Raw genomic sequence first — 17744 nt, forward strand, 5'->3', positions numbered from 1 at the left:
GAAATGGTGATGCCGGGTGACAACGTCAAGATGGTCGTCACCCTGATCAACCCGGTGGCAATGGACGAAGGCCTGCGCTTCGCCATCCGCGAAGGCGGCCGTACCGTCGGCGCCGGCGTGGTCTCGAAGATCATCGAGTAATCTGGTAGTATCTGCGCCCCGATGTTGCCTGGGTAGGGCATCGGGGCGTATCAAATGGGAAAGCAGGCACAGGATGTGCCTTGTGTTCCCCGGACCAGGAAGGGTCAATGCCATTCAGGCGGCGTCAACAGGCGACTGTTGACAGCTGCCTTGCGTGCCATTATGCTTCTACGTCTGGGCAGGCCTGGGAACGGGTCTGCCTACGTTTTTGAGGTCTATGGAGTGACCTTGTCGGCCTGCAGGAGTGTGGGCCGTCCGTATTCAGGAATTTCATGGGACAAAGCAACCCAGAGGCTTTGTCTGTCGCTCTTTTAACGAAGGAACCTACCGCCATGGCGGACCAAAAGATCCGGATCCGGCTGAAAGCGTTCGATCATCGTCTGATCGACCGTTCGGCCAGCGAGATCGTTGAAACGGCAAAGCGGACCGGCGCGCAAGTGCGTGGCCCGATCCCGCTGCCGACCAAGATCGAGCGTTACACCGTTCTCGTTTCCCCGCACGTCGACAAGGACGCGCGTGACCAGTACGAGACCCGCACGCACAAGCGCGTGCTCGATATCGTTGACCCGAATGACAAGACCGTGGACGCGCTGATGAAGCTCGAACTGGCTGCCGGCGTCGACGTTCAGATCAAGCTGACCTGAGGACTACGACCATGACGAAGAAGTATTCGTTGGGCTTCGTGGGCCGCAAGGCCGGCATGAGCCGCGTGTTCACTGAAGATGGCCGCTCCATCCCGGTGACCCTGATCGAAGCAACCCCGAACCGCATCGCGCAGATCAAGACCGTCGAAACCGACGGCTACAGCGCCGTGCAGGTGACCGTCGGCGCGCGTCGCGCTGCCCTGGTCAACAAGCCGGAAGCCGGCCACTTCGCCAAGGCGAAGGTGGAAGCGGGTCGTGGCCTGTGGGAATTCCGCGTTGAAGACGCGCAGCTCGGCGATTTCGCCGTTGGCGGCGAAGTCAAGGCGGACATCTTCGAAGTCGGCCAGATCGTCGACGTCCAGGGTGTCACCAAGGGTAAGGGCTTCCAGGGCACCATCAAGCGCCACAACTTCCGTATGGGCGATGCAACCCACGGTAACTCGCTGTCGCATCGCGCGCCGGGTTCGCTGGGTCAGCGCCAGACCCCGGGTCGCGTTTTCCCGGGCAAGAAGATGTCGGGCCACATGGGCGCGGTGCAGCAGAGCACCCAGAACCTGGAAGTGGTCAAGGTCGACGTCGAGCGCGGTCTGATCGCCGTTCGCGGCGCCGTTCCGGGCGCGGCGGGTGGCGACGTGATCGTCCGTCCGGCGAGCAAGGCATAAGGAGAGATGACGATGGAACTCGTTATCACGGGTAGCAACAACAAGGTCTCGGTCTCCGACGCCGTGTTCGGTCGCGATTTCAGCGAAGATCTGGTCCACCAGGTCGTCGTTGCCTACCGCAACGCCGGTCGCGCCGGCACCAAGGCACAGAAGACTCGCTCCGAAGTGGCTGGTACCACCAAGAAGTCGAAGAAGCAGAAGGGCGGCGGCGCGCGTCATGGCGCACTGACGGCTCCGATCTTCGTCGGCGGCGGTGTCACCTTCGCGGCCAAGCCGCGCAGCTTCGAGCAGAAGGTCAATCGTAAGCAGTACCGTGCCGCCATGTGCGCGATCCTGTCCGAGCTGAACCGTCAGGGCCGTCTGACCATCGTGGAGTCCTTCGACGTCGAAGTGACCAACACGAAGGGTCTGATCGCCAAGCTGGCCGGCCTGGAAGTGGGCAAGCGCCCGCTGATCGTCACCGAAGAAGCGTCCGAGCACCTGTACCTGTCCGCCCGCAATCTGCCGTACGTGCAGGTGCGTGACGTCCAGGGTCTGGATCCGGTCTCGCTGGTGGGTGCCGACACGGTCGTCATCACCGCTGACGCGGTCAAGAAGGTCGAGGAGTGGCTGGCATGAACAGCAACGAAAAAATCTTCAGCGTGCTGCTCGCCCCGCGTGTCTCCGAAAAGACCGCGCGCCTGCAGGAACTCTCCAACCAGTATGTCTTCGAAGTTTCGAACGAAGCCACCAAGGCCGATGTAAAGGCCGCGGTTGAGCAGCTGTTCGACGTCAAGGTCGAAGCCGTCAACGTGGTCAACGTCAAGGGCAAGAACAAGTCCTTCCGTAACCGTGCTGGCCGCCGCGGCGATTGGCGCAAGGCGTACGTTCGCCTGGCCGATGGCCAGTCGATCGATGTAACGGCCAAGGCCTGAGGTACATCCCATGCCATTGATGAAATTCAAGCCCACTTCCCCCGGCCGCCGTTCGGCCGTGCGCGTGGTCACTCCCGACCTGCACAAGGGTGCTCCGCACGCTGCGCTGGTCGAGTCGCAGAGCCGCTCGGGTGGTCGTAACCACCATGGCCGCATCACCGTGCGTCACGTCGGTGGTGGTGCCAAGCAGCACTACCGCATCATCGACTTCAAGCGCAACAAGCTGGGCATCCCGGCGCGCGTGGAACGCATCGAATACGATCCGAACCGCACCGCGCACATCGCTCTGCTGTGCTACGTCGACGGTGAGCGTCGCTACATCATCGCCCCGAAGGGCCTGAAGGCTGGTGATCAGGTGATCGCTGGTTCGGATGCCCCGATCAAGGCCGGCAACACCCTGCCGCTGCGCAACATCCCGGTCGGCACCACCATCCACTGCATCGAACTGAAGCCGGGCAAGGGCGCTCAGATCGCTCGCGCCGCGGGTGCGGCCGTGCAGCTGGTGGCTCGTGAAGGCATCTACGCCACCCTGCGCCTGCGCTCGGGTGAAATGCGCAAGGTTCCGGTCGAGTGCTGCGCCACCATCGGCGAAGTCGGCAACGACGAGCACAGCCTGGAAAAGCTGGGCAAGGCCGGTGCCAAGCGTTGGCGCGGCGTCCGCCCGACCGTTCGTGGTGCTGCCATGAACCCGGTTGACCACCCGCACGGTGGTGGTGAGGCGAAGGCCGGCCAGGGTAATCCGCATCCGGTCACCCCGTGGGGTGTCCCGACCAAGGGTTACAAGACGCGCCATAACAAGCGCACTCAGCAGTTCATCGTCCGCGATCGTAGGGGCTAATCGACCATGGCACGTTCACTCAAGAAGGGCCCGTTCGTCGATCACCACCTCGTCAAGAAGGTGGAGGCCGCTGCGGGCAGCAAGAAGCCGATCAAGACCTGGTCGCGCCGTTCGATGATCCTGCCTGACATGGTAGGCGTCACCATTGCCGTGCATAACGGCAAGAACCACATCCCGGTTCTCGTCAACGAGAACATGGTCGGCCACAAGCTCGGCGAATTTGCCATCACCCGGACCTTCAAGGGTCACGGTGGTGACAAGAAGTCGGGCAAGTAAGGAGAGATGACAATGGAAGCGAAAGCCATCCTGCGCACTGCGCGCATCTCCCCGCAGAAGGCTCGTCTGGTCGCTGACCAGGTGCGCGGTCTGCCGGCCGAGCGTGCGGTCAACCTGCTGAAGTTCTCGGACAAGAAGGCTGCCCACCTGATCAAGAAGGTGGTGGAGTCGGCTATTGCAAATGCCGAAAACAACCAGGGCGCCGACGTCGACGAGCTGAAGGTTCAGACCATCATGGTTGATGAAGGTCCGACCCTGAAGCGTTTCATGGCGCGGGCGAAAGGCCGCGGTACCCGCATCCTCAAGCGCACCAGCCACATCACTGTGGTTGTGGGCGCCGCCAAGTAAGCGGATAAGGAAAAGACCATGGGTCATAAAGTTCATCCGATTGGTATCCGCCTCGGCATTTCCAAGGACTGGAACTCCAAGTGGTACGCCAACAAGGCCGAGTTCGCTGGTTACCTGGCAGCCGACCTGAAAGTGCGCGACATGCTGCGCAAGAAGCTGGCTCAGGCCGGCATCAGCAAGATCCTGATCGAGCGTCCGGCCAAGACCGCTCGCGTGACGATCCACACCGCCCGTCCGGGCGTGGTGATCGGCAAGCGCGGTGAGGACATCGAGAAGCTGCGCAAGGAAGTGAGCGAAATGATGGGCGTCCCGGCGCACATCAACGTCACCGAAGTGCGCAAGCCGGAACTGGACGCGCAGCTCGTTGCCGAGTCGATCGCCCAGCAGCTGGAGCGTCGCATCATGTTCCGCCGTGCAATGAAGCGCTCGGTCGGCAACGCGATGCGCCTGGGTGCCCTGGGCATCAAGGTCAACGTTGGTGGCCGCCTCAACGGTGCAGAAATCGCCCGTTCGGAGTGGTACCGCGAAGGCCGCGTGCCGCTGCACACCCTGCGTGCCGACATCGACTATGGCTTCGCTGAAGCCAAGACGACCTACGGCATCATCGGCATCAAGGTCTGGATCTACAAGGGCGAGGTCTTCGATTTCTCCCAGGTTGGCCAGGAAAAGCAGGACGACACCCCGTCGCGCAACGATCGTCACGATCGCGGCGACCGTGGTGACCGTCAGCGCCCGGCCCGTGAAGCGAGGTAACGACAATGTTGCAACCCAAGCGAACCAAGTACCGCAAGGTACACAAGGGCCGTAACGATGGCCTGAGCTGGAGCGCCAACGCTGTCAGCTTCGGCGAATACGGCCTGAAGGCAACCGCACACGGTCAGCTGACCGCGCGTCAGATCGAAGCGGCCCGCCGCTCGATCAGCCGCTACGTCAAGCGCGGCGGCAAGATGTGGATCCGCGTGTTCCCCGACAAGCCCATCACCAAGAAGCCCATCGAAGTCCGAATGGGTTCTGGTAAGGGTAACGTGGAATACTGGGTGGCCCAGATCCAGCCCGGCCGCATGATCTATGAAATCGAGGGTGTTTCCGAGGAAGTGGCTCGCGAGGCGTTCCGCCTGGCCGCCGCCAAGCTCTCGGTCACCACCACTTTCGTGACCCGTACGGTGCGCTGATGGATATCAAAACTCTCCGTGAAAAGTCGGCTGACGAACTCAAGGCCCACCTGATCGACCTGCGTAAGGAACAGTTCTCTGTCCGTATGCAGCAGGTCACCGGCCAGCTGCCGAAGACCCACGACATTCGCCGGGTCCGTCGCGAGATTGCTCGCGTCAAGACCCTGCTCGGCAGCACGAAGTAAGGATGGCCGCTATGAGCGACAATACTGAAAAGAAGACGCTGCGCACGGTCGAAGGCCGTGTCGTCAGCAACAAGATGGACAAGACGGTTACCGTCCTGGTTGAGCGTCAGGTCAAGCACGCGTTGTACGGCAAGTACATCAAGCGCTCGACGAAGCTGCACGCCCACGATGCCGACAACGCCTGCAAGGAAGGCGATGTCGTCCGCGTGACCGAGATTGCTCCGATGTCCAAGACCAAGAACTGGCGCGTGGTGGAAGTCATCACGCGTGCGGCTGAATAAGGAGTCTGAATCATGATCCAGATGCAGAGCTACCTTGACGTCGCGGACAATTCGGGTGCCAAGCAGGTGATGTGCTTCAAGGTGCTGGGTGGTTCCAAGCGCCGTTACGCCGGCATCGGCGACATCATCAAGGTCACCGTGAAGGATGCGATTCCGCGCGGCAAGGTCAAGAAGGGTGAAGTGTATGACGCCGTCGTGGTGCGTACCCGCAAGGGTGTGCGTCGCGCCGACGGTTCGCTGATCCGCTTCGACGGCAACGCGGCCGTCCTGCTGAACAACAAGCAGGAGCCGATCGGTACCCGTATCTTCGGGCCGGTGACCCGTGAACTTCGTTCGGAGAAGTTCATGAAGATCGTCTCGCTCGCTCCCGAAGTGCTGTGAGCGACAGGAGATAATCATGGCTAACCGTATCAAGAAGGGCGACCAGGTTGTCGTCAACGCTGGCAAGGACAAGGGCAAGCAGGGCGAAGTCGTCCGCGTCGACGGCGACCGTGTGGTCGTCGCCAACGTGAACATCGTCAAGCGCCACACCAAGCCGAACCCGCAGGCAGGTGTTGCCGGCGGCGTGGTCGAGCGCGAAGCTTCGATCCATATCTCCAACGTGAATGTTCTGAACCCGGCTTCGGGCAAGGGCGAACGCGTTGGCTTCAAGGTGCTGGAGGATGGACGCAAACTGCGTGTGTTCCGCTCCAGCGGTGAGGCGCTCGACGCCTGAGGAATGAGAAGATGAGTTCCCGTCTCGAAAAGTTCTACAAGGACGAAGTGGTGCCGGCGCTGATGAAGCAGTTCGGCTACACCAATCCGATGGAAGTGCCGAAGCTGGTCAAGGTCACCCTGAACATGGGTGTCGGCGAAGCGGCCACCAACAAGAAGATCCTGGAAAACGCCGTCGGCGACATGACCAAGATTTCCGGCCAGAAGCCGGTTGTCACCAAGTCGCGTGTGTCGGTTGCGTCGTTCAAGATCCGTGATGGTTGGCCGATCGGCTGCAAGACCACGCTGCGTCGCCACAAGATGTACGAGTTCCTGGATCGCCTGATCAACATCTCGCTGCCGCGCGTGCGCGACTTCCGTGGTGTTTCCGGTCGTTCCTTCGACGGCCGCGGCAACTTCAACATGGGTGTGAAGGAGCAGATCATCTTCCCGGAAATCGACTTCGACGCCGTCGACGCGATCCGCGGTATGGATATCGCCATCACCACCACTGCGAAGACCGATGCGGAAGCGAAGGCGCTGCTGGCAGCGTTCAAGTTCCCGTTCCGTAACTGATCTGTCGAGGAAACCGAAATGGCAAAGACCTCCATGGTCAACCGCGACATCAAGCGGGAAAAGCTGGCAAAGAAGTACGCTGAAAAGCGTGCAGCTCTGAAGAAGATCGTGTCCTCCGTGGACGCGACCTACGAAGAGAAGATCGACGCCGCAACCAAGCTGGCCAAGCTGCCGCGCGATTCGTCGCCGAGCCGTCAGCGCAACCGTTGCGAGCTGTCGGGTCGTCCGCGTGGCGTCTACAGCAAGTTCGGCCTGGGCCGTAACAAGCTGCGTGAAGCCACCATGCGTGGCGACGTCCCGGGTCTGCGCAAGGCCAGCTGGTAATCCCAGCCGGCCCTGCGATCAGGAGCCCCTCCGGGGGTTCCTGAACCGGGCAGGGGAGGCGTTCAGCCTTCCCGACGTAAAAAAACCGAAGAGCCCGGCGCAAGCCGGGCTCTTTTGGCGTATACTCCCGCGTCTTGCCCTGTGCAAACGGGGTTGTAGGAGTGGGCTTTCGGCCCGCTGCATCAAGGGACCTGGCCCGTTTCCAGGAGACAACAGATTTTCGCGAAAGCGGATATCGGTGCACTCAAAGGTACTCATATGAGCATGACTGATCCCATCGCCGACCTGCTGGTCCGCATCAAGAATGCGGCCGCGGTTGGCAAGCAGACGGTGAAAGCCCCGTCGTCCAAGATCAAGGTTGCGATCGCCCAGGTCCTGAAGGACGAGGGTTACATCACCGACCTGCGCGTGACCCAGCTGGAGAACAACAAGTCCGAGCTGGAAATCGTGCTGAAGTATTTCGAAGGCAAGCCGGTCATCGCGACCCTGAAGCGCTTCTCGCGTTCGGGCCTGCGCCAGTACCGCGGCAAGAGCGAGCTGCCGAAGGTCATGAACGGCCTGGGTATCTCCATCATTTCCACCTCCAAGGGCATCATGACTGATGCGCAGGCGCGCCAGCTGGGCGTCGGCGGCGAAGTCCTGTGCTTCGTGGCCTAAGGCGAAAGGAGTAGAACTATGTCCCGCGTAGCCAAGAAGCCGATCGACCTGGGTAAGGTTGAACTGAACGTCCAGTCGGACAGCGTCACCGCCAAGGGCCCGAAGGGCTCCCTGTCGCTGGCCAAGCCGGCCGGTATTGCCATCAACGTCGACAACGGCGTTGCCACCCTGAGCACCGAGAACGCCGAGCTGGTCGCACTGACCGGTACCGTGCGTGCGATCCTGGCCAACATGGTCAAGGGCGTGTCCGAAGGCTTCGAGCGCAAGCTGGAGCTGGTCGGCGTGGGTTACCGTGCTGCCATGCAGGGCAAGGACCTGAGCCTGTCGCTCGGTTTCTCGCACCCGGTCGTGTTCGTGGCGCCGGAAGGCATCACCATCACCACCCCGACCCAGACCGAGATCCTGGTCCAGGGCGCTGACAAGCAGGTCGTCGGTGAAGTTGCCGCCAAGATCCGTGCGTTCCGCAAGCCGGAGCCGTACAAGGGCAAGGGCGTGAAGTACTCCGACGAAGTCATCATCCGTAAGGAAGCCAAGAAGGCCTAATTAGGCACTTCCGCTTTCAAAGGAAAAACATCATGAACAAGAACATCGCCCGCCTGCGTCGCGCCAAGTCGACCCGCGCCCACATCCGTGAGCTCGGCGTCGCCCGCCTGTCGGTGTTGCGCACCGGCCAGCACCTGTACGCCCAGGTCTTCACCGCCGACGGTTCCAAGGTGCTGGCTGCCGCCAACACCACCCAGACCGACGTCATGGAAGGCCTGAAGAACGGCAAGAACGCCGACGCCGCCGCCAAGGTCGGCCGCATCGTTGCCGAGCGCGCCAAGGCCGCCGGCATCGAGAAGGTTGCCTTCGATCGTTCGGGCTACCGCTACCACGGCCGCATCAAGGCCCTGGCAGAAGCCGCCCGCGAAGCCGGCCTGCAGTTCTAAGGGATAAGGGCAGGGGACCTGTGGTCTCCTGCCCGCCTGCTCGCCCGCCTGAGTGAGGCGGGACGGCGCCACTCTTCTGCAGTGGTCCCCCGGAACAACGCGACATTCCACAACCATAAGCGGCCTCGAGCCGTACATACCCAAACTACCAAGGAATCAACATGGCAGAAGAGCGTCAGCAGCGGGGTCGCGATCGCGACCGTAACCGCGAAGAGAAAGTCGACGACGGCATGATCGAAAAGCTGGTCGCGGTCAACCGCGTCAGCAAGACCGTCAAGGGTGGCCGCCAGTTCACCTTCACCGCCCTGACCGTGGTCGGCGACGGCGAAGGCAAGGTCGGTTTCGGCTATGGCAAGGCCCGCGAAGTGCCGGTCGCCATCCAGAAGTCGATGGAGCAGGCCCGCAAGAACCTGGTCAGCGTTGACCTGAACAACGGCACCCTGTGGCACACCATCAAGGATGGTCACGGCGCAGCCCGCGTGTTCATGCAGCCGGCTTCGGAAGGTACCGGCGTCATCGCCGGCGGTGCCATGCGCGCCGTGCTGGAAGCCGTTGGCGTGAAGAACGTGCTGGCCAAGGCCACCGGTTCGCGCAACCCGATCAACCTGGTGCGTGCCACCGTGAAGGGCCTGTCTGCTGCGCAGTCGCCGGCCCGCATCGCGGCCAAGCGCGGCAAGAAGGTGGAGGAACTCAACCATGGCTAATGAGTCCAACAAGACTGTGAAGGTGCGCCTGGTGCGCGGCCTGCGTGGTACCCAGTCGCGTCACCGCCTGTCGGTGCGTGCTCTGGGTCTGAACAAGCTCAACGATGTGCGTGAACTGAAGGACAGCCCGCAGGTTCGCGGTCTGATCAACACCGTTCACTACCTCGTCAAGGTTGAGGAGTAATCGATCATGACTCTGCGTCTCAATGAACTGAGCCCGGCACCGGGCGCCCGCACCGAGCGCACCCGCGTCGGTCGCGGTATCGGCTCGGGCCTGGGCAAGACTGCCGGCCGCGGCCACAAGGGTTCGTTCGCCCGTAAGGGTGGCGGCAAGATCAAGGCTGGCTTCGAAGGCGGCCAGACCCCCATGCAGCGTCGTCTGCCGAAGATCGGCTTCCGTTCGCCGATCGCCAAGGACACCGCTGAAGTGCTGCTGTACGCGCTGGACAAGCTGCCGGCCGGTGAGATCGACTTCGCCGCCCTGCGTGCTGCCAAGCTGGTCCCGAGCACTGCGAAGAAGGCCAAGGTCGTCGTCAAGGGCGAAGTGACCAAGGCGTTCACCCTGAAGGGTATCGCTGCCACGGCGGGTGCCAAGGCCGCGATCGAAGCTGCCGGCGGCAGCGTAACGGAGTAAGAAAATCATGGCGCAAGCTGGCATCGGTAACCTCGCGGGCGGAATGGGCAAGTTCACTGAACTTCGCCAACGTTTGCTGTTCGTCGTCGGGGCTTTGATCGTCTATCGCATCGGCTGCTACGTGCCGGTGCCGGGCGTCAATCCCGATGCCATGCTTGCCATGATGCAACAGCAGGGCGGCGGCATCGTGGACATGTTCAACATGTTCTCGGGCGGCGCCCTGCACCGTTTCAGCATCTTCGCGCTGAACGTGATGCCGTACATCTCGGCATCGATCGTGATGCAGCTGGCCGTGCACATCTTCCCCGCCCTGAAGGCGATGCAGAAGGAAGGTGAGTCCGGCCGCCGCAAGATCACCCAGTATTCGCGCATCGGCGCCGTGCTGCTGGCAGTGGTGCAGGGCGGTTCGATCGCGCTGGCCCTGCAGGGCCAGGTCTCGCCGTCGGGCGCTCCGGTCGTGTACGCACCGGGCATGGGCTTCGTGCTCACCGCCGTGGTCGCGCTGACCGCCGGCACCATGTTCCTGATGTGGGTCGGTGAGCAGGTCACCGAGCGCGGCATCGGCAACGGTGTGTCGTTGATCATCTTCGCCGGTATCGTCGCTGGCCTGCCGGGTGCGATCATCCACACCTTCGACGCCTACCGCGACGGCAACATCCAGTTCATCCAGCTGCTGCTGATCGCCATCGTCGTGCTCGCCTTCACCTTCTTCGTGGTGTTCGTCGAGCGTGGCCAGCGCCGGATCACGGTCAACTACGCGCGCCGCCAGGGCGGTCGCAATGCGTACATGAACCAGACCTCGTTCCTGCCGCTGAAGCTCAACATGGCCGGCGTCATCCCGGCGATCTTCGCCTCGAGCCTGCTGGCCTTCCCGGCCACCCTGGCCATGTGGTCCGGCCAGGCCGCCAACCAGAGCAGCTTCGGCCAGGTCCTGCAGAAGGTCGCCAACGCGCTGGGCCCGGGCGAGCCGCTGCACATGATCGTCTTCGCCGCGCTGATCACCGGTTTCGCGTTCTTCTACACCGCGCTGGTGTTCAACTCGCAGGAAACTGCCGACAACCTGAAGAAGTCGGGCGCGCTGATTCCGGGCATCCGTCCGGGCAAGGCCACTGCCGACTACATCGACGGCGTGCTGACCCGCCTGACCGCGGCCGGCTCGGCCTACCTGGTGATCGTCTGCCTGCTGCCGGAACTGATGCGCACGCAGCTGAACGCCTCGTTCTACTTCGGCGGTACTTCGCTGCTGATCGTGGTGGTGGTGGTGATGGACTTCATCGCCCAGGTGCAGGCGCACCTGATGTCCCACCAGTACGAGAGCCTGCTGAAGAAGGCCAACCTGAAGGGCGGCAACCGCGGCGGTTTTGCCCGCGGCTGATTGGCCTGTTATACTTTCGTCTTCCTGACGTGATGGTCCCTCCGCTTCGCGGACTCCGGCCACACAAACGAAGGGCGGCCCCCGCAGCGGTTCCGGGTGGGGGTGTGATGAGGTGGTCCCGCGCTGGAGTAGCGCGGGCGGCTCCGGGGGAAACCCCAGGTCCAACCCCATCCGGCGCCGGAGCCTGGGCACACTCCCCAGGCCGGGTTCATGAAACCAATGGTTTCACGGGCTTCCATGTAAACCGGAACCTTGTTAGTATCGCTAGTTCACTTTTTTGATCCATCCTGCCGGATTGGCGTGCCCGAGGCGCGCTGTCGGCCATCACTCAGCTGGAGAACCGCGTCATGGCGCGTATTGCAGGCGTCAACCTGCCAGCCCAGAAGCACGTCTGGGTCGGGTTGCAAAGCATTTACGGCATCGGCCGTACCCGTTCGAAGAAGGTCTGCGAAGTCGCAGGCGTTGCTTCGACCACCAAGATCCGCGATCTGTCGGAGCCGGAAATCGAGCGCCTGCGCGCCGAAGTCGGCAAGTACATCGTGGAAGGCGATCTGCGCCGTGAGATCGGCATCGCGATCAAGCGCCTGATGGACCTGGGCTGCTACCGCGGCCTGCGTCACCGTCGTGGCCTCCCGCTGCGTGGCCAGCGCACCCGTACCAACGCCCGCACCCGCAAGGGTCCGCGCAAGGCGATCAAGAAGTAAGGGACTGAGAAATGGCTAAGCCCGCTGCTAAGACCAAGAAGAAGATCAAGCGCGTCGTCACCGACGGCGTTGCCCACGTCCACGCTTCGTTCAACAACACCATCGTCACCATCACCGACCGCCAGGGCAACGCTCTGTCGTGGGCGACCTCCGGTGGCGCTGGCTTCCGCGGTTCGCGCAAGTCGACCCCGTTCGCTGCCCAGGTGGCTGCTGAAAAGGCCGGTCGTGCTGCGCTGGACTACGGCGTGAAGTCGCTGGAAGTCCGCATCAAGGGCCCGGGTCCGGGCCGTGAGTCGGCCGTGCGTTCGTTGAACAACGTCGGCTACAAGATCACCAACATCATCGACGTGACGCCTATCCCGCACAACGGGTGCCGTCCGCCGAAGAAGCGTCGCGTCTAAAGGGAGCGATAAGAAATGGCTCGTTATATCGGTCCTACCTGTAAGCTCGCCCGTCGCGAAGGCGCCGACCTGTCCCTGAAGAGCCCGGCGCGTGCGCTGGACTCGAAGTGCAAGCTGGAGCAGAAGCCCGGCCAGCACGGCGCCACTGCCCGCAAGGGCAAGCTGTCCGACTACGCCACCCAGCTGCGTGAAAAGCAGAAGGTCAAGCGTATCTACGGCCTGCTGGAGCGTCAGTTCCGCAACTACTACAAGAAGGCCTCGACCAAGAAGGGCAACACCGGCGAGAACCTGCTGCAGCTGCTGGAAACCCGCCTGGACAACGTCGTCTACCGCATGGGCTTCGCCGTGACCCGTCCGGCTGCCCGTCAGCTGGTGTCGCACCGCGGCGTCACCGTGAATGGCAAGTCGGTCAACCTGGCTTCGTACCAGGTCAAGGCTGGCGACGCCATCGCCCTGTCTGAAAAGGCTGCCAAGCAGCTGCGCGTCCAGGAAGCCCTGACCGTCGCCGCCCAGCATGACCTGAGCCCGTCGTGGGTTGAAGTGGATTCCGGCAAGTTCACCGGCATCTTCAAGGCTGTTCCGGATCGTTCGGATCTGCCTGCGGACATCAACGAAGCGCTGATCGTCGAGCTGTATTCGAAGTAATTCACATTGGAGAGCCCCCGGCGACGGCCGGGGGTTCACTAGGAGAACCCGCAACATGACGGTTACCGCCAACCAGGTTCTGCGTCCTCGCGGTCCGCAGATCGAACGCCTTACCGACACCCGTGCAAAGGTCGTTATCGAACCTTTGGAGCGGGGTTACGGGCATACGCTGGGTAATGCCCTGCGTCGCGTGCTGCTGTCGTCCATCCCGGGCTTCGCCATCACGGAAGTCGAAATCGACGGCGTGTTGCATGAGTACACCACGGTCGAAGGTCTGCAGGAGGACGTGCTCGAAGTCCTGCTGAACCTGAAGGACGTGGCCATCCGTATGCACTCCGGCGACAGCGCCACCCTGTCCCTGTCCAAGCAGGGCCCGGGCGTTGTCACCGCTGCCGATATCAAGGTCGACCACAATGTGGAGATCCTGAACGGCGAACACGTGATCTGCCACCTGACCAAGGATACGGCGATCAACATGCGTCTGAAGATCGAACGTGGTTTCGGCTACCAGCCGGCTGCCGCGCGTCGTCGTCCGGACGAAGAAACCCGTGCCATCGGCCGCCTGGTCCTGGATGCCTCGTTCTCGCCGGTCCGCCGCGTCGCCTATGCCGTTGAAGCGGCCCGCGTCGAACAGCGTACCGACCTGGACAAGCTGGTCATCGATATCGAGACCAACGGCACCATCGACGCCGAGGAAGCCGTGCGCACCGCCGCCGACATCCTCAGCGACCAGCTGTCGGTGTTCGGTGACTTCACCCACCGCGACCGCGGTGCGGCGAAGCCGGCCAACAACGGCGTGGATCCGGTGCTGCTGCGCCCGATCGACGATCTGGAGCTGACCGTGCGTTCGGCCAACTGCCTGAAGGCTGAAAGCATCTACTACATCGGCGATCTGATCCAGAAGACCGAAGTGGAGCTGCTGAAGACCCCGAACCTGGGCAAGAAGTCGCTCACCGAGATCAAGGAAGTGCTGGCTCAGCGCGGCCTGTCGCTCGGCATGAAGCTGGAGAACTGGCCGCCGGCCGGTGTCGCCAGCCACGGCATGCTGGGCTGATATCGGTAATGCCTGAAGGCTCCACCGTTCGCGGTGGGGCCTTCAACGCAACACAACATGCCACGACGAACCGCAGGTTCGCGGGGCAGGTCGTCCAGGACGGGCGGCCAGGACCAACCGCAGTCCGCGCAGCAACGCCAGGAAGGCGACAACGATCCGCACAGCCTCATCATTAACCAAGGAATATCACCATGCGTCACCAGAAGTCTGGCCGTAAGTTCAGCCGCACCAGCGCCCACCGCGAAGCGATGTTCAAGAACATGGCTGCCTCGCTGTTCAAGCACGAGCTGATCAAGACCACCCTGCCGAAGGCCAAGGAACTGCGCCGCGTTGCCGAGCCGCTGATCACCCTGGCCAAGGTCGACTCCGTCGCCAACCGCCGTCTGGCCTTCGCCCGCCTGCGCGACAACGAAGCCGTGGGCAACCTGTTCACCATCCTGGGCCCGCGCTACGCGAACCGTCCGGGCGGCTACCTGCGTCTGCTGAAGTGCGGTTTCCGCGCCGGCGACAACGCGCCGATGGCCTACGTCGAGCTGGTCGACCGTCCGGTCGTGGCCGAGGAAGTGGCCGAGTAATCGGACTGCTCCAACGCGACACAGCGAAAGCCCGGCCTCTGCCGGGCTTTTGCGTTCTGGTAGCGCCGGGCCATGCCCGGCGTTTCCGTATCCGCTACGCTCGCCGGGCATGGCCCGGCGCTACCTGCGGCACAATGCGACCCACACCGTTCCGACAGGCGTCACCTGTGGCGGTTCAGACGGCGCGCACTCTCGGTTACGCTTGGCGCCTGATCCATTCGAGCGTTGACGATGAATCCACTGCGCTGGCCCTTCCGCGCCCAGTTCTTCCTGGGCTTCCTGATCTGCGCGGGCCTGCTCGGCTACGCGATCTTCCTGCAGCTGAAGATGGGCCTGGAGCCGTGTCCGTTGTGCATCTTCCAGCGCCTGGCATTTGCCGCGCTGGGGCTGCTGTTCCTGATCGGTGCACTGCACGGGCCTTCCAACCGTCCCGGCCGCGCGACCTATGGCGTGCTGGCCTTCATTGCCGCCGCAGTGGGCGTCGGCATCGCCGCGCGCCACGTCTACGTGCAGATGCTGCCGCCGGAAATGGGTTCCACCTGTGGCCCGCCGCTGGCCTTCCTGAGCGAGACCATGGGCCCGCTGGAAGTGTTCCGCACCGTGCTGACCGGTACCGGCAACTGCGGCAACATCGACTGGACGTTCCTGGGCCTGACCATGCCGATGTGGTCGGCCGTGTGGTTCGTGCTGCTGGCGCTGTGGGCGCTGGTGGTGTCGCTGCGCAAGGTCAAGCGCTGAAGCAGGGGAGTGCCGGCCGCTGGCCGGCACTACCTCAGAAGTCCTGCTGCAGGCTCAGGTAAGCGCCACGGCGCGGCCCCCACTGCGGGGCGAACACGCCGACACCGCCGCCATCGCGCAGCTGGTAACTGCGGTCCAGTGCGTTGATCACGGCCAGCTGCACGTGCAGCGGATGACCGCTGTCGGCGTTGAAATCGTGTCCGGCGCTGAGATTCACCTGCAGGTAGGACGGCAGCTCGCCACCATTGGGCACGCCCTCGATGTCCGAACGCAGGCCGCTGCCGAACACGTAGTTGGCCCCGATCCGGTTGTGCCCAGCGAAGGCGTAACTGAGGCCACCGGACGACGTCAGCTTCTGGTCGTGGTCGAGGTGGATCCAGTGGTTGGCCGCATAGGCCAGCGCGTCCGGATCGAGGTTGTACTGGCCGGTGATGACGTCGGTACCGATGGCCTTGTTCAGCGCGGCGTTGAAGTAGGCGCTGAACGGACCGTTGCTGTAGTCGGCACTGAACTCCAGGCCGCGGATATGGCCACGGCGATAGTTGAAGGTCGAATAGATGTAGGCGGCGCCGAACTGGCCTTCGTCCTGCAGGCGGGCGACGCGTCGGTCATACGCATCCAGGCCCAGGGTCAGGTGCTCGCCCAGTTGCTGCGAGACGCCGATGTCGTAGTAGTCGCTGCGCTCGGCCAGCGGCGTGTTGTTGCCGCCGCTGGGCTGCTGGTTGGTGGTGCCGTCGTATAGCGCGATGTCGCTGCTGGCGATCAGTTCGCTGGCCGGTGGCGTGAAGTAGCGCGAATAGCCGGCGTGCACGGTGGTGCTGTCGCTGGCATTCCAGACCACGCCCACGCGCGGGCTGAGCTGGCCCTCGGTGTGGCCGAAGGCTTTGTAGCGGTCGCCACGCAGGCCGTAGTTCACGGTCCAGTCGTCGCCGAGCTTCCATTCGTCCTGCACGTACAACGCCAGCGTGCTGGCATGGAACGCGCTGCGATCAGGTATCAGCAGCGGTGTGGTGCTGGACTGCTGGCCGGCATCATCAACCGGGAACACCCAGCTGTTGTTGCTGGCCCGCGCGTTCTCGTAATTGCCGTACAGGCCGTAGCGCAGCGTGTGGTCGTTGCCCAACGGCGCCGAGAAGTCGGCCTGCAGCGTGTTGGCGCGGTTGCTGCGCTGGACCTGCGAGGCGACGCCGCTGAACACCAGATCGCCGACCACATCGGGATTGAAGCCGACATCGCTGTATCGCTGCCCGGCCGAGACCTGGTAGGCGGTGTCGCCCAGTGTGCCCTGCAGCACCAGCATGCCGAAGCGCGTGGTCTCGCGCTGGGTCTCATCCAGCTGGCTGGAATCGAAGGTGGTGGTGTCCAGGTAGCCGAACTGCGGCGTCTGGCCGGGGTTGACCGGAATCTGGAAGCGGTTGTTGGCGAAGCCGGCGAACACGCTCAGGCGGGTGGTGTCGTTGACCAGATAGGTCAGGTCGGCGAACGCCTTGCCTTGGTGGGTATCGTCATGCTCCGGCTTGCGCGAACGGGTCGGGTTCTCCAGGCCGACTTCGTTCTGGTCGTAGTTGCCGGTCAGGAACCAGCTCCAGCGCCCCTGCGAGCCCCACCATGAGGCATTCGGATTGACCTTGCCGAACGAGCCGGTGGTGATGCCGACGCTGCCGCCATTGCCGAGCTCGGCGCCACTGCGGGTGGTGATGTCGACCACCGCGGCGGTGCGCTCGCCGAACTGTGCTGGCAATGCCCCGTCCATCAGCCGGATGCTCTTGATCGTGCGCGCATCCAGGGTCTGGCCGAAGCCGGAGATCGATTCGGGCAACAGCACGCCGTTGATGCGGTACTGCAGATTGGCGTGGTCGCCGCGCACGTGCACGCCACCATAGGAATCCTGGACCACGCCCGGCGCCTGCAGCAGCACCTGGCTGAGCGGCGCGGAGGCGCCCAGCGGCTGCTTCTGGATGTCCTCGGCGGTGATCTGGTACTGGCTGCTGCCGATGTCCGGCGACAGTGCGTTGCGGGCCTGGTCGAGCTGGGCGCTGACGGTGACCGTGTCGAGGTCCTTCACGGGAGCGGCGGCATCGGCGGCCACAGCGAGGGAAGGCAGGCTGGCCAGGGTCAGGGCGAAGGTGATGCCGGTAGCGAGCAGGGAGGGCTTCATGGCGGATACGCTGTGGAAGGGGCCAATGGGGATTGAGTGTTACTTCGTAACAGTGCGTGGCGAATCATGCGCCTGTCCGGCTGGCCGTGGGCATGCCGCTTTTGGCCGGTCGCGAT

Annotated in this window: 30 protein-coding genes; 29 read left to right on the top strand and 1 reads right to left on the bottom strand. The window is 63.2% G+C overall.

The window, feature by feature from the left end; all coding sequences use genetic code 11:
- The 29 genes from AC5P8D_RS06095 to AC5P8D_RS06235 form a co-directional block, all read left to right on the top strand.
- Positions 1–141, top strand: a 141-nt coding sequence (locus AC5P8D_RS06095; protein WP_487247787.1) for an EF-Tu C-terminal domain-related protein, incomplete at its 5' end; no start/stop codon positions are given.
- A 332-nt stretch (positions 142–473) separates the two neighbouring features.
- Positions 474–785, top strand: a complete 312-nt coding sequence (rpsJ, locus tag AC5P8D_RS06100; RefSeq protein WP_005408208.1) for a 30S ribosomal protein S10 — start codon at positions 474–476, stop codon at positions 783–785.
- A gap of 11 nt (positions 786–796) precedes the next feature.
- Positions 797–1447, top strand: a complete 651-nt coding sequence (rplC, locus tag AC5P8D_RS06105; RefSeq protein ID WP_004145336.1) for a 50S ribosomal protein L3 — start codon at positions 797–799, stop codon at positions 1445–1447.
- A 12-nt stretch (positions 1448–1459) separates the two neighbouring features.
- Positions 1460–2065, top strand: a complete 606-nt coding sequence (rplD, locus tag AC5P8D_RS06110; RefSeq protein WP_004145337.1) for a 50S ribosomal protein L4 — start codon at positions 1460–1462, stop codon at positions 2063–2065.
- The gene (rplW, locus tag AC5P8D_RS06115; protein ID WP_495203181.1) at positions 2062–2361 is read left to right on the top strand and encodes a 50S ribosomal protein L23; all 300 of its coding nucleotides are present in this window, start codon (positions 2062–2064) and stop codon (positions 2359–2361) included. The genes rplD and rplW overlap by 4 nt, the downstream gene beginning before the upstream one ends.
- A 10-nt stretch (positions 2362–2371) precedes the next feature.
- Entirely contained in the window at positions 2372–3199 is an 828-nt protein-coding gene (rplB, locus tag AC5P8D_RS06120) for a 50S ribosomal protein L2 (RefSeq protein WP_004145339.1), read from the top strand.
- Positions 3200–3205: 6 nt separating this feature from the next.
- Entirely contained in the window at positions 3206–3475 is a 270-nt protein-coding gene (rpsS, locus tag AC5P8D_RS06125) for a 30S ribosomal protein S19 (protein WP_004154485.1), read from the top strand.
- 12 nt (positions 3476–3487) lie between these two features.
- On the top strand, positions 3488–3823 hold the full coding sequence (gene rplV, locus AC5P8D_RS06130; protein WP_004145348.1) for a 50S ribosomal protein L22: 336 nt from the start codon (positions 3488–3490) through the stop codon (positions 3821–3823).
- A gap of 18 nt (positions 3824–3841) precedes the next feature.
- Complete coding sequence (gene rpsC, locus AC5P8D_RS06135; protein WP_005415414.1) at positions 3842–4576, top strand: 30S ribosomal protein S3; 735 nt, start codon at positions 3842–3844, stop codon at positions 4574–4576.
- Positions 4577–4581: 5 nt separating this feature from the next.
- Positions 4582–4995, top strand: coding sequence for a 50S ribosomal protein L16 (gene rplP, locus AC5P8D_RS06140; RefSeq protein ID WP_004154486.1), 414 nt, complete (start codon positions 4582–4584; stop codon positions 4993–4995).
- The gene (rpmC, locus tag AC5P8D_RS06145) at positions 4995–5180 is read left to right on the top strand and encodes a 50S ribosomal protein L29 (protein ID WP_004154487.1); all 186 of its coding nucleotides are present in this window, start codon (positions 4995–4997) and stop codon (positions 5178–5180) included. The genes rplP and rpmC overlap by 1 nt, the downstream gene beginning before the upstream one ends.
- Positions 5181–5191: 11 nt before the next feature.
- Positions 5192–5461 carry a 30S ribosomal protein S17 gene (gene rpsQ, locus AC5P8D_RS06150; RefSeq protein WP_004154489.1) on the top strand — a complete coding sequence of 90 codons (270 nt, stop codon included), beginning with the start codon at positions 5192–5194 and terminating at the stop codon, positions 5459–5461.
- Positions 5462–5473: 12 nt separating this feature from the next.
- Complete coding sequence (rplN, locus tag AC5P8D_RS06155) at positions 5474–5842, top strand: 50S ribosomal protein L14 (protein WP_010483978.1); 369 nt, start codon at positions 5474–5476, stop codon at positions 5840–5842.
- A gap of 16 nt (positions 5843–5858) precedes the next feature.
- The gene (gene rplX, locus AC5P8D_RS06160; protein ID WP_004154490.1) at positions 5859–6176 is read left to right on the top strand and encodes a 50S ribosomal protein L24; all 318 of its coding nucleotides are present in this window, start codon (positions 5859–5861) and stop codon (positions 6174–6176) included.
- Between the two features lie 11 nt (positions 6177–6187).
- Complete coding sequence (gene rplE, locus AC5P8D_RS06165) at positions 6188–6730, top strand: 50S ribosomal protein L5 (protein ID WP_004154491.1); 543 nt, start codon at positions 6188–6190, stop codon at positions 6728–6730.
- 18 nt (positions 6731–6748) lie between these two features.
- Positions 6749–7054 (top strand): 30S ribosomal protein S14, encoded by a 306-nt coding sequence (gene rpsN / locus AC5P8D_RS06170; protein WP_005408209.1) that lies wholly within the window; start codon positions 6749–6751, stop codon positions 7052–7054.
- Between the two features lie 258 nt (positions 7055–7312).
- The gene (rpsH, locus tag AC5P8D_RS06175) at positions 7313–7711 is read left to right on the top strand and encodes a 30S ribosomal protein S8 (RefSeq protein ID WP_005408210.1); all 399 of its coding nucleotides are present in this window, start codon (positions 7313–7315) and stop codon (positions 7709–7711) included.
- Positions 7712–7729: 18 nt separating this feature from the next.
- Entirely contained in the window at positions 7730–8254 is a 525-nt protein-coding gene (gene rplF, locus AC5P8D_RS06180; RefSeq protein ID WP_010483977.1) for a 50S ribosomal protein L6, read from the top strand.
- Positions 8255–8286: 32 nt separating this feature from the next.
- Positions 8287–8640 (top strand): 50S ribosomal protein L18, encoded by a 354-nt coding sequence (gene rplR / locus AC5P8D_RS06185; protein WP_010483976.1) that lies wholly within the window; start codon positions 8287–8289, stop codon positions 8638–8640.
- 161 nt (positions 8641–8801) lie between these two features.
- Positions 8802–9344 carry a 30S ribosomal protein S5 gene (gene rpsE / locus AC5P8D_RS06190; RefSeq protein ID WP_004145411.1) on the top strand — a complete coding sequence of 181 codons (543 nt, stop codon included), beginning with the start codon at positions 8802–8804 and terminating at the stop codon, positions 9342–9344.
- The gene (gene rpmD / locus AC5P8D_RS06195) at positions 9337–9528 is read left to right on the top strand and encodes a 50S ribosomal protein L30 (RefSeq protein WP_004154497.1); all 192 of its coding nucleotides are present in this window, start codon (positions 9337–9339) and stop codon (positions 9526–9528) included. The genes rpsE and rpmD overlap by 8 nt, the downstream gene beginning before the upstream one ends.
- A 6-nt stretch (positions 9529–9534) precedes the next feature.
- Positions 9535–9978 carry a 50S ribosomal protein L15 gene (rplO, locus tag AC5P8D_RS06200; RefSeq protein ID WP_004154498.1) on the top strand — a complete coding sequence of 148 codons (444 nt, stop codon included), beginning with the start codon at positions 9535–9537 and terminating at the stop codon, positions 9976–9978.
- A gap of 7 nt (positions 9979–9985) precedes the next feature.
- Positions 9986–11353 carry a preprotein translocase subunit SecY gene (secY, locus tag AC5P8D_RS06205; protein ID WP_005408215.1) on the top strand — a complete coding sequence of 456 codons (1368 nt, stop codon included), beginning with the start codon at positions 9986–9988 and terminating at the stop codon, positions 11351–11353.
- Between the two features lie 347 nt (positions 11354–11700).
- Positions 11701–12057 carry a 30S ribosomal protein S13 gene (gene rpsM, locus AC5P8D_RS06210; protein ID WP_004154500.1) on the top strand — a complete coding sequence of 119 codons (357 nt, stop codon included), beginning with the start codon at positions 11701–11703 and terminating at the stop codon, positions 12055–12057.
- A gap of 11 nt (positions 12058–12068) precedes the next feature.
- Complete coding sequence (gene rpsK / locus AC5P8D_RS06215) at positions 12069–12458, top strand: 30S ribosomal protein S11 (RefSeq protein WP_004145443.1); 390 nt, start codon at positions 12069–12071, stop codon at positions 12456–12458.
- A 15-nt stretch (positions 12459–12473) separates the two neighbouring features.
- Positions 12474–13103: a 30S ribosomal protein S4 gene (gene rpsD, locus AC5P8D_RS06220; RefSeq protein WP_004145446.1), complete on the top strand. Its 630-nt coding sequence runs from the start codon at positions 12474–12476 to the stop codon at positions 13101–13103.
- A 55-nt stretch (positions 13104–13158) separates the two neighbouring features.
- Positions 13159–14157, top strand: coding sequence for a DNA-directed RNA polymerase subunit alpha (locus tag AC5P8D_RS06225; protein WP_010483975.1), 999 nt, complete (start codon positions 13159–13161; stop codon positions 14155–14157).
- A 191-nt stretch (positions 14158–14348) separates the two neighbouring features.
- On the top strand, positions 14349–14732 hold the full coding sequence (gene rplQ / locus AC5P8D_RS06230; RefSeq protein ID WP_005408217.1) for a 50S ribosomal protein L17: 384 nt from the start codon (positions 14349–14351) through the stop codon (positions 14730–14732).
- Positions 14733–14963: 231 nt separating this feature from the next.
- On the top strand, positions 14964–15470 hold the full coding sequence (locus AC5P8D_RS06235) for a disulfide bond formation protein B (RefSeq protein WP_043401431.1): 507 nt from the start codon (positions 14964–14966) through the stop codon (positions 15468–15470).
- A gap of 34 nt (positions 15471–15504) precedes the next feature.
- Here the strand turns inward: AC5P8D_RS06235 and AC5P8D_RS06240 are convergent, their stop codons facing one another.
- The gene (locus AC5P8D_RS06240; protein ID WP_010483973.1) at positions 15505–17628 is read right to left on the bottom strand and encodes a TonB-dependent receptor; all 2124 of its coding nucleotides are present in this window, start codon (positions 17626–17628) and stop codon (positions 15505–15507) included.
- Positions 17629–17744 lie beyond the last annotated feature (116 nt).

The sequence above is a fragment of the Stenotrophomonas sp. YJH_SMC_101-4 genome, assembly GCF_059370395.1.

Bases quoted from the DNA above. Each gene is read 5' to 3' on its own strand.
- rplR (WP_010483976.1), top strand. From the start codon at position 8,287: ATGAACAAGAACATCGCCCGCCTGCGTCGCGCCAAGTCGACCCGCGCC.
- rpsC (WP_005415414.1), top strand. From the start codon at position 3,842: ATGGGTCATAAAGTTCATCCGATTGGTATCCGCCTCGGCATTTCCAAG.
- rpsJ (WP_005408208.1), top strand. From the start codon at position 474: ATGGCGGACCAAAAGATCCGGATCCGGCTGAAAGCGTTCGATCATCGT.
- rplQ (WP_005408217.1), top strand. From the start codon at position 14,349: ATGCGTCACCAGAAGTCTGGCCGTAAGTTCAGCCGCACCAGCGCCCAC.
- rpsD (WP_004145446.1), top strand. From the start codon at position 12,474: ATGGCTCGTTATATCGGTCCTACCTGTAAGCTCGCCCGTCGCGAAGGC.
- AC5P8D_RS06240 (WP_010483973.1), bottom strand. From the start codon at position 17,628: ATGAAGCCCTCCCTGCTCGCTACCGGCATCACCTTCGCCCTGACCCTG.
- AC5P8D_RS06225 (WP_010483975.1), top strand. From the start codon at position 13,159: ATGACGGTTACCGCCAACCAGGTTCTGCGTCCTCGCGGTCCGCAGATC.
- rplF (WP_010483977.1), top strand. From the start codon at position 7,730: ATGTCCCGCGTAGCCAAGAAGCCGATCGACCTGGGTAAGGTTGAACTG.
- rpsS (WP_004154485.1), top strand. From the start codon at position 3,206: ATGGCACGTTCACTCAAGAAGGGCCCGTTCGTCGATCACCACCTCGTC.
- rplV (WP_004145348.1), top strand. From the start codon at position 3,488: ATGGAAGCGAAAGCCATCCTGCGCACTGCGCGCATCTCCCCGCAGAAG.
- rplW (WP_495203181.1), top strand. From the start codon at position 2,062: ATGAACAGCAACGAAAAAATCTTCAGCGTGCTGCTCGCCCCGCGTGTC.
- rpsM (WP_004154500.1), top strand. From the start codon at position 11,701: ATGGCGCGTATTGCAGGCGTCAACCTGCCAGCCCAGAAGCACGTCTGG.
- rpsN (WP_005408209.1), top strand. From the start codon at position 6,749: ATGGCAAAGACCTCCATGGTCAACCGCGACATCAAGCGGGAAAAGCTG.
- rpmD (WP_004154497.1), top strand. From the start codon at position 9,337: ATGGCTAATGAGTCCAACAAGACTGTGAAGGTGCGCCTGGTGCGCGGC.
- rpsH (WP_005408210.1), top strand. From the start codon at position 7,313: ATGAGCATGACTGATCCCATCGCCGACCTGCTGGTCCGCATCAAGAAT.
- rplB (WP_004145339.1), top strand. From the start codon at position 2,372: ATGCCATTGATGAAATTCAAGCCCACTTCCCCCGGCCGCCGTTCGGCC.
- rplN (WP_010483978.1), top strand. From the start codon at position 5,474: ATGATCCAGATGCAGAGCTACCTTGACGTCGCGGACAATTCGGGTGCC.
- AC5P8D_RS06235 (WP_043401431.1), top strand. From the start codon at position 14,964: ATGAATCCACTGCGCTGGCCCTTCCGCGCCCAGTTCTTCCTGGGCTTC.
- rplP (WP_004154486.1), top strand. From the start codon at position 4,582: ATGTTGCAACCCAAGCGAACCAAGTACCGCAAGGTACACAAGGGCCGT.
- rpmC (WP_004154487.1), top strand. From the start codon at position 4,995: ATGGATATCAAAACTCTCCGTGAAAAGTCGGCTGACGAACTCAAGGCC.
- rplD (WP_004145337.1), top strand. From the start codon at position 1,460: ATGGAACTCGTTATCACGGGTAGCAACAACAAGGTCTCGGTCTCCGAC.
- secY (WP_005408215.1), top strand. From the start codon at position 9,986: ATGGCGCAAGCTGGCATCGGTAACCTCGCGGGCGGAATGGGCAAGTTC.
- rplE (WP_004154491.1), top strand. From the start codon at position 6,188: ATGAGTTCCCGTCTCGAAAAGTTCTACAAGGACGAAGTGGTGCCGGCG.
- rplO (WP_004154498.1), top strand. From the start codon at position 9,535: ATGACTCTGCGTCTCAATGAACTGAGCCCGGCACCGGGCGCCCGCACC.
- rpsK (WP_004145443.1), top strand. From the start codon at position 12,069: ATGGCTAAGCCCGCTGCTAAGACCAAGAAGAAGATCAAGCGCGTCGTC.
- rpsQ (WP_004154489.1), top strand. From the start codon at position 5,192: ATGAGCGACAATACTGAAAAGAAGACGCTGCGCACGGTCGAAGGCCGT.
- rplC (WP_004145336.1), top strand. From the start codon at position 797: ATGACGAAGAAGTATTCGTTGGGCTTCGTGGGCCGCAAGGCCGGCATG.
- rplX (WP_004154490.1), top strand. From the start codon at position 5,859: ATGGCTAACCGTATCAAGAAGGGCGACCAGGTTGTCGTCAACGCTGGC.
- rpsE (WP_004145411.1), top strand. From the start codon at position 8,802: ATGGCAGAAGAGCGTCAGCAGCGGGGTCGCGATCGCGACCGTAACCGC.